We start from the raw sequence: 12,400 nt of genomic DNA, 5'->3' as shown, positions 1-12,400 counted from the left end.
AAGCCGATATGGACGCGAGGTCCATATCGTCCACAAATCGTACCTGCGTGGGAAAAAGCTGGCGGGTGGAGTCGCCAGCCCATCAAGCTCTCGCCCCTGCACTATCAGTCACTCCTCCGACGCCCTACAGGAATTCCGCCGCCCAGGAGTAAAGTGAATGAAAGTGATCGAGTAACCGCCTTCGCCTAGTAAAGAACGACCGAGCGGATCGACTCGCCCTTCTTCATCAGGTCGAAGCCTTCATTGATGCGCTCGAGCGGCAGACGGTGCGTGATCAGGTCGTCGATATTGATCTTGCCTTCCATGTACCAGTCGACGATCTTCGGCACGTCGGTACGGCCGCGCGCGCCGCCGAATGCCGAGCCCTTCCACTCGCGGCCCGTCACCAGCTGGAACGGACGCGTGCTGATCTCTTCACCCGCCGCCGCCACGCCGATAATGAATGACTGACCCCAGCCTTTGTGCGTGCACTCCAGCGCCTGACGCATCACCTTGGTGTTGCCGATGCATTCGAACGAATAGTCTGCCCCGCCGTCGGTGAGTTGCACGATGTGGTCAACCACGTTCTCGACTTCGTTCGGGTTGATGAAGTGGGTCATGCCGAATTTCTTCGCCAACTCGATGCGGCCCGGGTTGATATCGACGCCGATGATCTTGTCCGCGCCGACCATCTTCGCACCCTGGATCACGTTCAGGCCGATGCCGCCCAGGCCAAACACCACCACGTTCGCGCCCGCTTCGACCTTCGCCGAATACACCACAGCGCCGACGCCCGTCGTCACGCCGCAGCCGATGTAGCAGATCTTGTCGAACGGCGCGTCTTCACGCACCTTCGCGACGGCGATTTCCGGCACGACGATGTAGTTCGAGAACGTCGATGTGCCCATGTAGTGAAACAGCGGCTTGCCGCCCAGCGAGAAGCGCGACGTGGCATCGGGCATCAGGCCCTTGCCTTGCGTCGAGCGAATCGCCTGGCAAAGATTGGTCTTGCGCGACAGACAGAATTTGCACCGACGGCATTCCGGCGTGTAAAGCGGAATGACGTGGTCGCCCTTCTTCAATGTGCCGACACCCGGACCCACATCGACGATCACACCCGCACCTTCATGGCCGAGAATCGCCGGGAAGATGCCTTCCGGATCGGCGCCCGAGAGCGTGTAGTAGTCGGTGTGGCAGATACCCGTCGCTTTCACTTCAATCAGGACTTCACCGGCGCGCGGACCTTCCAGATCCACTTCTTCGATCGTCAACGGGGCGCCTGCTTTCCATGCGATAGCTGCTTTGGTTCTCATACTGCCGTCCTCTGATGAAGCGGTTGTTATTCGGGGATTGCGCTGCCCGTGAGCGTTGCAGTGAGCTGCAATTCTTCCCATACCTCGCGTATCCAGTCGCGCAGCAGCAGTGACTCTGCCCAACGGTCGGTCGTGTCGTTGCCATCGCGCCCGATAATCGCGTACGGTTTGGGACCGAGCTCGCAGGTGAACGCCAGTGTGTCGTCAGGACCCGCTCGCCGGCGCCACGATGCAAAGCCATAGCGCCACCAGTCGAGAAACAGGTCGACCCACATCCGATGCGGTTCGAACGACAGCTCGATCTGCACCTGCTCACGGCTCGCGACGCGTCCGTGAAATGCCCATGAGTTGTCGAGGATGCGGTGCATCAGCGCGTGGTTTTCGTCGGACACGGGCCATGCAAATTCACGCCCCACGAGGTAATGCGAAATGTCACCCAGCAACTTAAGATCGGGCCGCGCGTCGAGCAGATCGAGCGTGAAATGCAAATCCGTGGTCATCCGGTCGCGGTGCGTTTCAATGTAGACCGGGAAGTTGACCTGTTCCGCCAGCCGCCGCCACCCATCGAGCAGCGTCACGCATTCCGCGACCGTGCGAGGACGCACGTCGGGCTGCAGATCGATGTGGTGAACCCCAAACTCGGCGGCATTTTCGAGCACGGGCTGCAAGTCGTCCACCGTCCGTGGAAAGCACTGGCCTTCTGCATGCAGTCCATGCGGCCCGCGCAACTGCGCCAGGCGCTGAACAGACTCCCGGTCGGTATAGTGCGCACTCACGCCATCGAAACCCGCATCGGCGATCATCCGCACGTTCTCTTCGAGCGTGCGTTCGTAGCCGTCGGTATGGCGACGCTCCATCGCCCACACTGACTGAAACACCAGCAGGCGTTGACTCATTGGACCTCCTCGGCAAGCAACTGGGCTTAACGGTAGCTGCCAGCCAGCGCCGACACCTTCTCAATGTTCTGCGGCGTAATGAAGCCAGGTCCCGAGCTGATATTGCGCGCCTCGTAGACCGGCTTGAGTCCATAGGACTCCAGGCGCTTCATGAACTTCGGATCCTTTTCCAGCTCCGTGCGGGCGGCTACGACATCCGTGTTGTGATTCTTGTGCATGATCGCCAGCATTGCGATGGGAATGTAGCCCTGCAGATAGGGTTGCTGATCGGTGCAGAACTTGATCGTGCCGTCCTTGATCGCCTTGGCAACGTCAGGATCAATGTCGAACGTCGCAAACCAGATCTTGCCGGCGAGCCCCATTTTGGTCACGGCACGAATGGTGGGGTCGGCGGACGTCGGTCCAAGCGTCAACACGGCCTGCGTATCTGGGTGAGCACGCAAATAGGCACTCACTTTGGCTTCGATACCGGTTGGATCGGTGCCGACATCAAGCGAAGATGCCTTCGTGTCCGCACCGATGGCTTCTCCGAACCCGCGGCAGCGCTCAAACGAGAGCGGATTGGTCGCATAGTGGTTCACGCACAGAAACGTCTTGATGCCGGCCGCCTTCGCACGCAGCCCCGCTTCCTTGCCTGCCAGGTATTCCGGCTGACCCACATGCATGATGGCGCCGAGGTCGGCACTCTGCTGCTCCGTACCGGTATTGGAGGTAATGAACGGGATATTCTTCGCCTTCAGCTTCGTGACGGCTCCTTTGAGAAGGTCGTAGTCGGCAATCGTCAACACCACGCCATCGTAGTTGCGTGCGGCCGCCTGGTTGACCAGTTGCACCATGTCGGCGATGTCCCCGTTTGGCGGATTCCGGTAGTCGGTCTGTACGTTGAAATCCTGATCGGCCTGTCTGATGCCATTCTTGACCGTGTTCCACCACGCATCCGAATCCGGCGCGTGCGTAATGAAATCAAAATGAGCGACGGGGTCCGCGAAAGCACCGGTGCATAGTCCCAGGCTCAACACTGTGGCGGTCAGGCAAAGCGCCTTCCCTATGGTGGATTGCATAGCTGTCTCCGTATATATCGTTCTGTTGGCCTGTATGACGACACGGGCCAGGGGGAGCCGCGCCTCTCAATCGAGGCGCGGCGGTCAATCGCTTGCTAACCCGATCAAAACCTTGTTGTCCTCGATCTTCACAGGATGAGTAAGCAGATTCACGCAGACGGGCGCGCCTTTCGCCGCGCCCGACGGAATGTGAAAACGGCCCATGTGCATCGGACATTCGATGATCTCGCCGAACACGAGACCTTCGGTGAGGCGCGCCGTCTCGTGGGTACAAAGACCGGCGGTTGCGTAAAAGCCGCTCGGCGTGTGATAGATCGCATACAGCTTGTCGTCGTGACGAAACTCGATGACGTCCTCTTCGTCGATGTCATCGCACCCGCAGACCTGATGCCATTGCAGGATATTCATTGCATCTCTCCGCGGTTAGCGTACCTGGGCCGCAAGCGGCGCGGCGGTGTCGTGTTCTGCCGCGACGTACGGCGACTTGCCCGGTACGCACGGCGTAACCATGTAGTCCGGATCGTGTCGTTGCATCCGGAAGACGTGGAAGATTTCGCCCCACGCGTTGAAGAGCCCTTCGTATGCCGGCGGCAGATCGGCCTCGATCGCTTTGCGCAGTTTCGGCAGCGCGTGGAAAGGCACGTTGGGGAACATGTGATGCTCGACGTGGTAGTTCATGTTCCAGTAGAGGAACTGCAGAGCAGGATTGAGTTTGATCGTTCGTGTCGAGAAGCGGTGGTCGAGTTCGTTCTCACGCAATCCCGTATGCTGCGCAATGGCCAGCAATTCGTGCAGCCAGGCGCCATAGGAACGGGGCAGCAGCAGGAAAATGACCGGCAACCAGCTATGGGCCAACATCGCCCACGTGGCGGCGGCAATGTACAGCGCCAGGATCACACGCGAATTGCGGCACATTGCACGAAATTCGGTGGGCGGAACGACGGCCTTGGCGCTCTTCGACACGATGCCGAAGCTATGCCGGACGATGTTGCCCAGGTGATGAACGCCGTGCGAAACACGTAGAAAATCGGTGGCGAGCTTCAGGTAATTCGGTGGCCGCTTGACCGCAATTTCAACGTCGGCGGGAAGGGTTGCGGTGAGATGCGTGTAAGTGTGATGTTGCGCATGCGACCAGCGGCTATAAATCTGCTCACGCCATGTCATGAAGCAGATCAGCCAATGCACCGACTCGTTCAGCCATTCGCTTTTGAATGGCGTGCGGTGGCGCAGTTCGTGTTCCATCGCCTCGGCGAACGCATACAGCGTGCCGTAGAGAAGAAACGCCGGTATGCACCAGAGCGAACCGAGCGAGAACCATGCGAGCGTGCCGCTTGCCACCACCAGCCCAATGAATCCGCCAAAACGAAGAAGCGCGGCGGAGTCGTTGCGCCGCGTGACTTCCTTGAGCACCTTTCTGTCGAGTCGGCATTTATACCAGTCGTCCATGGTGATCGTTTTCCTGCTGTCTTGCTGGTCGGACATGAGTCGCACCCTGTACGAGAAATCGGTTTGACGATGAGATGTGAGATGAAGCATTGATCATCTTTGAGCTCATTTAAGGCTCTTTATGAGCCATCGTCAAAGACTAATATGCCTCATATTGAGCTACTCAGGGTATTCCATGGTCCCAGTCCTGCCGGCTGTACCCGCCTAGCTGCCTGCTTGCGCAGCATTGACTCACGTCATGTCTCATGAAGACTCATTTTTTGAGGCAAAATGTCAACCATGCGCTGGTTTCGCGCTTCGACCCATGGGAATGCACGATGAAAGGCAAGCCGACCCTCAAACAACTGATGGAGATGACGCAACTCAGCCGGGCGACGATCGATCGCGCGCTGAACAACCGGCCGGGGGTGCACCCACGTACGCGCAGCGCCGTCGACGCCGCGCGGCGGCAACTGGATGCGGGATCTCCGGCACATTCGACGGTTCCTGTCGCGCAGCGGAATTACGCGTTCAGATTGCTCGCGCAGGCCGGGGACGCTTTCACAGAGGAACTGATGCGATGCGCGGCCGAACTCGAAGATGACTTCGCTGCGGCAGGAACGCGGCTTGAGGTCGTGAACTGCGTGGGTGTTTCCGATCACGACGTGGCAGCGCAAGTGAGCGTCGCGGCTGATGAGGCGGACGGTATTGCAATCATCTGCACGAACACGGCGGCCACAACCGCGGCCCTGCGCAAATGTATGGCCGCTGGCAAGTCGGTCGTGACGCTGATAACAGATGTCGATGCCGACGCCCGTCACACCTATGTTGGTGTTAATAACCGCGCTGCAGGGCAATCCGCGGCGTTTCTCATCGGGCGGCATTTGCAGGCGCACCCATCGCCCGACGTCGCCGTGGTCGTCGCAACCTTTTCCTATACCTGTCATGAGGACCGAGAGATCGGTTTCCGTTCTCTGATCAGGCAGCGGTTCCCGAACGTGAACCTAGTGGAGGTCATCAAGGGCGCTGATTCGGGGGCTGCGACCTATGAGGCAACCCGGCGCTTTCTGGACGAGCACGGCAAGCTCGATGGCATCTACAACGTCGCGGGTGGCAACGAAGGGCTGGCGGCCGCGCTGCGGGAATACGGCCTGGCGGGCCAGACAGTCTACGTGACTCACGAAGTTAACCGCGTCACGGAGCCGCTCTTGCGGGGCGACGCGATTGACTATTTGCTGACCCAGGACCTTCAACTCATGCTGCGAACAGCTGTAGAGCACTTGATAAGTGCATGTGAAGCCCGACCGGTTCCTGCACAAGCGATCATCCCGATAGAGACGTATTCTCGTTATTCGTTATACTAATTCATATCAACGGAAAGTATGTTTTTGGGCTTCTATCGCACACCTCCGGGCGGGACGTAACACAGAATCCATGAGGGCATCGTTACGGAAGTGCGTCAAGCCGTTGAAGCACGACGACGCCTGTCAGCCGGTGAGCGGACGTTCGATCGAATTTGCCGAATGTCGCCTCTTGGCCGACCGTACGCGTTCACTCCCTTCGCCGTAAACCGCCCGTCGAAAACATTCGGCCTGCGCTAGCGGCAGCTTTGTGACGCCATATCTCAGCAGGTCCAACTCCTGAAAGTCGGTGCGAACGGGAACATTGATACCACCACCGCGACAGCGCCGGTCGAAGCGTTCGTGCTCACGAACAGCGGGTTGATGGTCGGCGTGGCGCTCGAAGATACGAAGGTCACCAGGCTGAAGTCACTGTAGCGCCCCAAAACAGGCGGGGCGGGGCGGTGCCCGCGTGCCGGCGTGGCGTTTTTCGATCCTGCCGGAACGCCATGCACATTCCCACGACATCGCCCTCTTCTTTCGCGGTTTTCGCGTGTCAATACGTCTGGCGGTCTGGAGCGCTGGCGAAAGCCTCGCGCGACGATCGTCGCCTGCTCGCGGACTCGCATCAAAACCGGCGGCCGCCGTTACTCAGGCGCGTACCTGAACTCTGGCAATGCTTTGAGGGACTCCCTGGTCGCATCCTCTAGCCGCATCTGCTTGTCGACGACCTGAAGGCTGCCAAACGGTACTGCGACGAGATGGGTTCCCATCCCGAGAAACCCGCCTACCGAGCGGATGACGTAGGGAACCCGATCGGTTGGGCTGACGATCAGATCGTCTATTAGAGCGTGTTATGCACTTTTGTTAAGGGCTGCAAAGTGGACAAGCATAAGCACGGAGAACACGACGAAATGCAAACCGGCCAAGGTTTCGGGCAACCGCTCGTAGTCTCTGGCCAGCCTGCGGAAGCGGTTGAGCCAGCCAAAGCTGCGTTCGACCACCCAGCGGCGCGGCAACAACACGAAGCCCTTTTTCGCCTCCGGCAGCTTGATGACCTGAAGCTCGATGCCTTCGTCGAGTGCAGCCTGCGCAGGTTCTTCGCCGGTGTATCCCTGGTCGGCGAACGCCACCTTGACCGTCTGGCCTGTGGCCTGCTGAACCTGACGCGCCAGCTCCCCGACCTGCGCGCGCTCCTGCTCGTTGGCCGGCGTCACATGCACGGCAAGCAACTGCCCCAAGGTATCAACCGCCATGTGGACTTTGCTGCCGCGTTTGCGTTTGTAGCCGTCGTAACCAGCGCGAGGCCCGCTCTCGCAGGTCGACTGAAGCGTGCGTCCGTCGAAAATAACCGCGCTGGGTTGACCACGGCGCTCCTGCGCGACCCGGATGATCGAACGCAGGTCACTGACCATCGCCTCGAAGCAGCCTGCCTGAATCCAGCGCTGCGTCTGCTGATAGACCATCTCCCAGGGCGGAAAGTCATTGGGCAACAAACGCCACGGTGCACCCGCGCGCACAATCCAGCGCAATGCATTGAACATCTCGCGCAGCTCGTAGCGGCGCTGGGGTGCGTCCTTGTTCATCAAGGTCAGGTACGGAGCGGCGAAGTACCACTCTTCATCCGATACATCAGTTGGGTAAGGTCTGCGTTTTTTCATCCCGCCAGGGTACCAGGTCTGGCCGAAAGTTCATAACACGTTCTAGGAATTCGCGTTCTTATATTCTGCCCAGAAGCAGCAAGATGAGAACGACGACCAGCAGCACACCCAGCGCCCCGCTTGGCATATAGCCCCACGAACGACTGTGCGGCCAGGTCGGCATCGCGCCCATCAACAGGAACGCCAGTACAACTATCAATAGTATGCTCAACATGAGACGACTCCTTTCCGACTCCGTATTACGACGAGCCCATCGCCGCTCTCTCGCCACGTGCCCGGAATCTTCTGGCCTGTCGCGAGTTATCTTCGCAAATTGAATGTGATGCTGACCGGCATCCGCACAACCCGGAAGAGGGCCATCCTGTAGCCTGAGGCTGGCATTGATTTGCCGCGCAGTCGGTACGGTGGTGGACATCGGGATTTCTTTTTTTCCGCCCGGCATCTTGGTAAAAAGCGCCAGCCGTTTTCGTCGGGAATGCTGTCGAGAGTATTGCGGTAGCCCCTGCGCTACTCGCCCAAGCAGGAATAATGCGCGTTTTATATCGCCTTCAGATCGGGCAACAACCGGTCGAACTCCCGTTTCACCACGCTATAGCACTCGCACACACGCTTTTCGAGTCCCGGTCGATCCAGTACCTCGATGTGGCCATGACCGTAGCGAATCAGCCCCGCGTCCTGGAGTTTCAGCGCCGCTTCCGTCACGCCGGATCTGCGCACACCAAGCATGTTGGCGATCAGTTCCTGTGTCATCTTCAGCTCGTTTGACGGCAGGCGGTCCATGCTGAGCAGCAGCCAGCGGCACAATTGCTGGTCGATCGAATGATGCCGGTTGCAGACGGCGGTCTGGGCCATCTGTGTAATCAATGCCTGGGTATAGCGCAGCAATAACCGCTGCACCGGGCCAGCGCGATGGAATTCCTCTTTCAGGATGCGCGCATCCAGTCGATACGCCCGTCCTGCGCTTTGCACGACTGCCCGGTTTGGCGTTGTTTCACCGCCCATGAAGAGCGCAATACCGATGATCCCTTCGTTGCCCACAATTGCGATCTCGGCGGACGCGCCGTCCTCCATCACATAGAGCAGCGATACGATGGACGTTGTCGGAAAATAGACATGATCAAGGCGATCGCCAGACTCGTACACGACCAGGCCCAGTGGCATTTCGACCGGTACGAGATGCGGCGCCACGCGCGCCCGCTCTGCTTCCGGCAGAACCGAAAGCAGGTGGTTCTCTTTGGAATGACTTTCGTTTTCCATGTCTCGCTCCCCGACATCCCGTCCAGAAACTGCACCGTTTTCGCAGAATTGTTCTTAACAGTATCAGGCATCAGCAGTAGTTGCATGAATGCGCCAGACGAATGGGGCGAGGACGTCGAACCAGACTAAACCCTGTTTAAATTATAGTTCGCGTGCGCCTGGTGGTCCGTCGCGGCGCGCCACCGGCCACGCCTTAACGGGTCTGCGCGGACAGGTCTGTCAACTGCGAGAAATGCGTCGTCGATTGTGCGTTTGAACATAGACAGATCTCTGTACGTTGTCGTACCGCTTTCTGCCGCGCGTGCGCGTAGCGTGTCTTCTATCGTTGACCAGCGCGGAGAAAATCATGCTTCGACGAACCTTCATCTGGAGCACATCCGGATCGCTTCTGGTGCTCGGCGCAGCGCTCTCAGGTTGCACTACCACCTCTTCTTCCGATGCGAGCCGCAGTCAGCAGATGGACAAGCGCCGCTCCATCGATGCAGGCGTCGACTCGACTCTGACTCGCCTGTACGGTATGGCAAGCGGATCACGCGAACTGGTCGGCAAGGCGCACGGGATACTGACGTTCCCGTCGGTGATCGATGCCGGCTTCGTGGTCGGCGGTCAGTATGGCGAAGGCTCCTTGCGCGTCGGCGGACACACGGTTGGCTACTACAGCACGGCGACCGGTTCGATCGGCTGGCAGATCGGCGCGCAATCGCGCGCAATCGTCTTCCTGTTCATGACCGACGAGTCGCTCAACCGCTTCCGTAGCAGGGACGGATGGTCGGCTGGCGGCGACGCCTCCGTGGCCGTGCTGAAAGTCGGTGCGAACGGCAATCTCGACACTAGCACCGCGACCGGACAGGTCGACGCTTTCGTGTTGACCAACAGTGGCCTGATGGCGGGCGCGTCGCTGGAAGGCACAAAAGTCACGCGGCTCACGTCGCTTTGAAATTGAGGCCGAGGGACGCGCGTGATGTGCGCCCTCGTCGAAACACAGGGTAGAGAAACCATGTTACGAAGCATGCGAGACTTGCACGGAAGCACCGTTAGCGCAGTGGACGGCGACATCGGCTCAGTTAGCCAGGCCTATTTCGACGACGAGTCATGGGGTGTGCGCTACCTGGTGGTCGAAACAGGCAATTGGCTCAATGACCGGCAAGTGCTGGTTTCGCCGTATTCGGTGAAACACACCGATCCCGGATCGAGTGTCGTGCATGTCGGCCTCTCCCGGCAGCAAGTGAGGGACAGCCCAATGCTGGACGCCCACAAGCCGGTATCGCGGCAGCACGAGATCGAGTATCTGCGCTACTACAGCTATCCGACCTATTGGGGCGGCCCAAACCTATGGGGGATGGGCGCCTACCCGGCCTATGACCCAACAGGTGTAGCGCCTGACGCCCTGCCCGATGAGCCACCAGGGCCAACCCTGGATACGAACAAACCGCAACCCGACGTCCATCTGCGTAGCACCGACGAGGTCAAGGGCTACCACCTCAAGACGGCCGACGGCAGCATCGGTCACGTATCCGACTTCATTTACGACGACACCGACTGGGCGATTCGTTACCTGGTCGTAGAGACGCACAACTGGTGGCCCGGTGGCAAGGCCGTGCTCATCGCGATTCACTGGATCGGCGAAGTCGACTGGTTCGATTCAACCGTATCGACGGCATTGACGCGTGACGTCATCAAGAATAGCCCAGCTTATGACGACTCGATGCCGATCGACCGGCGTTACGAAGTCGTGCTGCACCAGTTTTACGACAAGCATGGATATTGGTCGGACGCAGGCGCCGACGAGCCAGTCGCATCGGAATGAACCGCGAGATTTACCAGCAGCTACGACGGCCAATGTGGCTGTCGTTTACTCAGACGGGTGACACCATGGCGGACAGAATCATCTCAAGCACAACACATGACGCTTACATGACAGTCAGAGACCATATTGCCGATGGCTGGGTGGCGAGCGTGTGTGTCGTTCCGAAGGGCGCAGCGAAGAGCAACGAACTCGTCATCAAACTCGACACTTTCTTCGAACGTGAAGATGTCGCATGGAAATCGGCCGAGACGCTTGCACGTGCCGAACTCAACAATCTGAAATAGCGTGAAGGAGCTTCCCTATCGCCTCAGATACCGCGCTCGCAAGGCTTCGATTTCATCAAGCAGATCAAGTGCGAGCGCGATGCCAGCAGCGTTGATCTCGAGATCCTGCGCGAGATGGCGAGCCTTGCGGGCGCGGCGCAATGAGACGCCGTCGAAGTGCGGGCCATCGTCCTCGCTGACGTATTTCGGCTCAATTGCGCCTTGCTCGATCCATTCAACGAGCTGGACTTCAGAAGCGCCGGACACCCGGCACAATTCGAGTAGCGTGAACTCCACCTGCTCCTCGACGATCAGGCATTCGAGCCACCCAGTGCGCGATTCGTTCATGATGCATCACCTGAAAAGTGCGCGCGCGGATTGAAGCCGCATGCCTGTCGTAGTGTCTCGTAAGCCGCGCGTGCCTGCTCGCTGTCAGCCAGCGGCAGAACGATGTTCAATTGCGCATAGAGATCGCCCGATGTACCGGTCGGACCGCTCGCGGGGATTCCCTTGCCTTTCAAGCGTAAGCGTCGGCCTCCGCTGGAATCTTTGGGTATGGCTATTTCGACGGCGCCGTCGGGCGTCGGCACGGTAATGCGCGCGCCAAGTGCCGCTTCCCAAGGGGCGACCGGCACGACGATCGTCACATCGCGGCCGTCGACGCGAAAAAGTCCATGCTGGCGCAACGCGATTTCCAGGTACAGGTCTCCAGCGCGCCCCTCGCCGAAACCCGTCCCCCCTTGGCCGGCGAGTCGCAAATGCTGCCCACTGTGCACGCCCTTCGGAATGGAGACGTCAAGCGTCCGCGACTTCAGCACGGCACGGCCGCTCGCATCGAGTACTGGCATCTCCAGCGAAATCGTACGCTGCGCCCCACGATAGGTATCTTCCAGATCGATCACCACTTTGGCATGGTGGTCCTGGCCCGAAGCCGAGTGCGGCACACCGCCATAGGCGTCCTCCATATCTTGGGCGGTTGCGCGATCATGTCTGCCGCCGGCAGCGTGCCGCCCGCGTCTTGTCGAGGCGCGACCACCACCGGCATGTTCACCGCGAAACAGTGCCTCAAAGAATTCGCTGAAGCGTGCATCCTCGGCTCCGCGGTCTTCCCCGCCGCTGAATTCGAAGCCCTCGTCCCACTGCGGCGGCGGCTCGAAGTCCTGACCATTGCGCCACTGGTCGCCCATCCGGTCGTAGGCTGCGCGCTTTTCCGTGTCTTTGAGCACGCTGTACGCCTCGCCGACCTCCTTGAAGCGTGGCTCCGCGTCGTCGAGTTTGCTCAGGTCCGGGTGATATTTGCGAGCGAGCTTGCGATACGTACGCTTGATATCGTCCTGTGTCGCGCTGCGCGGCAATCCCAGCACTTCGTAATAGTCTTTGTATTTCATATCGAAGGCC

14 protein-coding genes and 2 pseudogenes are annotated in these 12,400 nt (G+C 59.4%); 5 read left to right on the top strand and 11 right to left on the bottom strand.

All coding sequences use genetic code 11. The features are described 5' to 3' along the window. Window positions 1-185: 185 nt before the first annotated feature. The 5 genes from M0D67_RS27355 to M0D67_RS27335 form a co-directional block, all read right to left on the bottom strand. A complete protein-coding gene (locus M0D67_RS27355; RefSeq protein WP_266240447.1) occupies window positions 186-1,292 on the bottom strand; it encodes an S-(hydroxymethyl)glutathione dehydrogenase/class III alcohol dehydrogenase in 1,107 nt (368 codons plus the stop codon). A gap of 26 nt (window positions 1,293-1,318) precedes the next feature. Next, window positions 1,319-2,188, bottom strand: a complete 870-nt coding sequence (locus M0D67_RS27350) for a sugar phosphate isomerase/epimerase (RefSeq protein ID WP_266240446.1) — start codon at window positions 2,186-2,188, stop codon at window positions 1,319-1,321. 26 nt (window positions 2,189-2,214) lie between these two features. Continuing rightward, the gene (locus M0D67_RS27345; protein ID WP_266240445.1) at window positions 2,215-3,249 is read right to left on the bottom strand and encodes a sugar ABC transporter substrate-binding protein; all 1,035 of its coding nucleotides are present in this window, start codon (window positions 3,247-3,249) and stop codon (window positions 2,215-2,217) included. 84 nt (window positions 3,250-3,333) lie between these two features. Further along, window positions 3,334-3,657, bottom strand: coding sequence for a non-heme iron oxygenase ferredoxin subunit (locus M0D67_RS27340; protein WP_266240444.1), 324 nt, complete (start codon window positions 3,655-3,657; stop codon window positions 3,334-3,336). 15 nt (window positions 3,658-3,672) lie between these two features. Then, entirely contained in the window at window positions 3,673-4,731 is a 1,059-nt protein-coding gene (locus tag M0D67_RS27335; protein ID WP_266240443.1) for a fatty acid desaturase, read from the bottom strand. 209 nt (window positions 4,732-4,940) lie between these two features. On the opposite strand from M0D67_RS27335, the gene M0D67_RS27330 reads away from it, so the two are divergent. After that, on the top strand, window positions 4,941-6,038 hold the full coding sequence (locus M0D67_RS27330) for a LacI family DNA-binding transcriptional regulator (RefSeq protein WP_266240442.1): 1,098 nt from the start codon (window positions 4,941-4,943) through the stop codon (window positions 6,036-6,038). 267 nt (window positions 6,039-6,305) lie between these two features. After that, window positions 6,306-6,452: pseudogene (locus tag M0D67_RS27325) on the top strand (twin-arginine translocation pathway signal); the annotation flags it as partial. Window positions 6,453-6,661: 209 nt separating this feature from the next. Here the strand turns inward: M0D67_RS27325 and M0D67_RS27320 are convergent. The 4 genes and pseudogenes from M0D67_RS27320 to M0D67_RS27305 form a co-directional block, all read right to left on the bottom strand. Further along, window positions 6,662-6,859: pseudogene (locus M0D67_RS27320) on the bottom strand (PRC-barrel domain containing protein); the annotation flags it as partial. Window positions 6,860-6,868: 9 nt separating this feature from the next. After that, window positions 6,869-7,675, bottom strand: a complete 807-nt coding sequence (locus M0D67_RS27315; protein ID WP_201138891.1) for an IS5 family transposase — start codon at window positions 7,673-7,675, stop codon at window positions 6,869-6,871. A 58-nt stretch (window positions 7,676-7,733) separates the two neighbouring features. Beyond that, window positions 7,734-7,889, bottom strand: coding sequence for a DUF3309 family protein (locus tag M0D67_RS27310; protein WP_154567228.1), 156 nt, complete (start codon window positions 7,887-7,889; stop codon window positions 7,734-7,736). Window positions 7,890-8,212: 323 nt separating this feature from the next. Then, the gene (locus tag M0D67_RS27305) at window positions 8,213-8,932 is read right to left on the bottom strand and encodes a Crp/Fnr family transcriptional regulator (protein WP_266240441.1); all 720 of its coding nucleotides are present in this window, start codon (window positions 8,930-8,932) and stop codon (window positions 8,213-8,215) included. A gap of 346 nt (window positions 8,933-9,278) precedes the next feature. Between M0D67_RS27305 and M0D67_RS27300 the strand changes: the two genes are divergently transcribed. The 3 genes from M0D67_RS27300 (at window position 9,279) to M0D67_RS27290 (ending at window position 11,023) form a co-directional block, all read left to right on the top strand. Then, window positions 9,279-9,869 carry a YSC84-related protein gene (locus M0D67_RS27300; RefSeq protein WP_266240440.1) on the top strand — a complete coding sequence of 197 codons (591 nt, stop codon included), beginning with the start codon at window positions 9,279-9,281 and terminating at the stop codon, window positions 9,867-9,869. 60 nt (window positions 9,870-9,929) lie between these two features. Continuing rightward, window positions 9,930-10,739, top strand: coding sequence for a PRC-barrel domain-containing protein (locus M0D67_RS27295; protein ID WP_171929090.1), 810 nt, complete (start codon window positions 9,930-9,932; stop codon window positions 10,737-10,739). A gap of 107 nt (window positions 10,740-10,846) precedes the next feature. Further along, window positions 10,847-11,023 carry a hypothetical protein gene (locus tag M0D67_RS27290; RefSeq protein WP_171929091.1) on the top strand — a complete coding sequence of 59 codons (177 nt, stop codon included), beginning with the start codon at window positions 10,847-10,849 and terminating at the stop codon, window positions 11,021-11,023. Between the two features lie 15 nt (window positions 11,024-11,038). On the opposite strand, the gene M0D67_RS27285 is transcribed toward M0D67_RS27290, so the two are convergent. Both M0D67_RS27285 and M0D67_RS27280 read right to left on the bottom strand, forming a co-directional pair. After that, the gene (locus M0D67_RS27285) at window positions 11,039-11,350 is read right to left on the bottom strand and encodes a chaperone modulator CbpM (RefSeq protein ID WP_266240439.1); all 312 of its coding nucleotides are present in this window, start codon (window positions 11,348-11,350) and stop codon (window positions 11,039-11,041) included. Next, window positions 11,347-12,390 carry a DnaJ C-terminal domain-containing protein gene (locus M0D67_RS27280; protein WP_266240438.1) on the bottom strand — a complete coding sequence of 348 codons (1,044 nt, stop codon included), beginning with the start codon at window positions 12,388-12,390 and terminating at the stop codon, window positions 11,347-11,349. Before M0D67_RS27280 ends, M0D67_RS27285 begins: the two co-directional genes overlap by 4 nt. Window positions 12,391-12,400: the final 10 nt, after the last annotated feature.

This window comes from Paraburkholderia sp. SECH4 (assembly GCF_030511745.1).
GTDB lineage: Bacteria > Pseudomonadota > Gammaproteobacteria > Burkholderiales > Burkholderiaceae > Paraburkholderia > Paraburkholderia madseniana.
The sequence above is the reverse complement of the archived record's forward strand: the minus strand, read 5'-3'. Positions and strand labels throughout refer to the sequence as shown.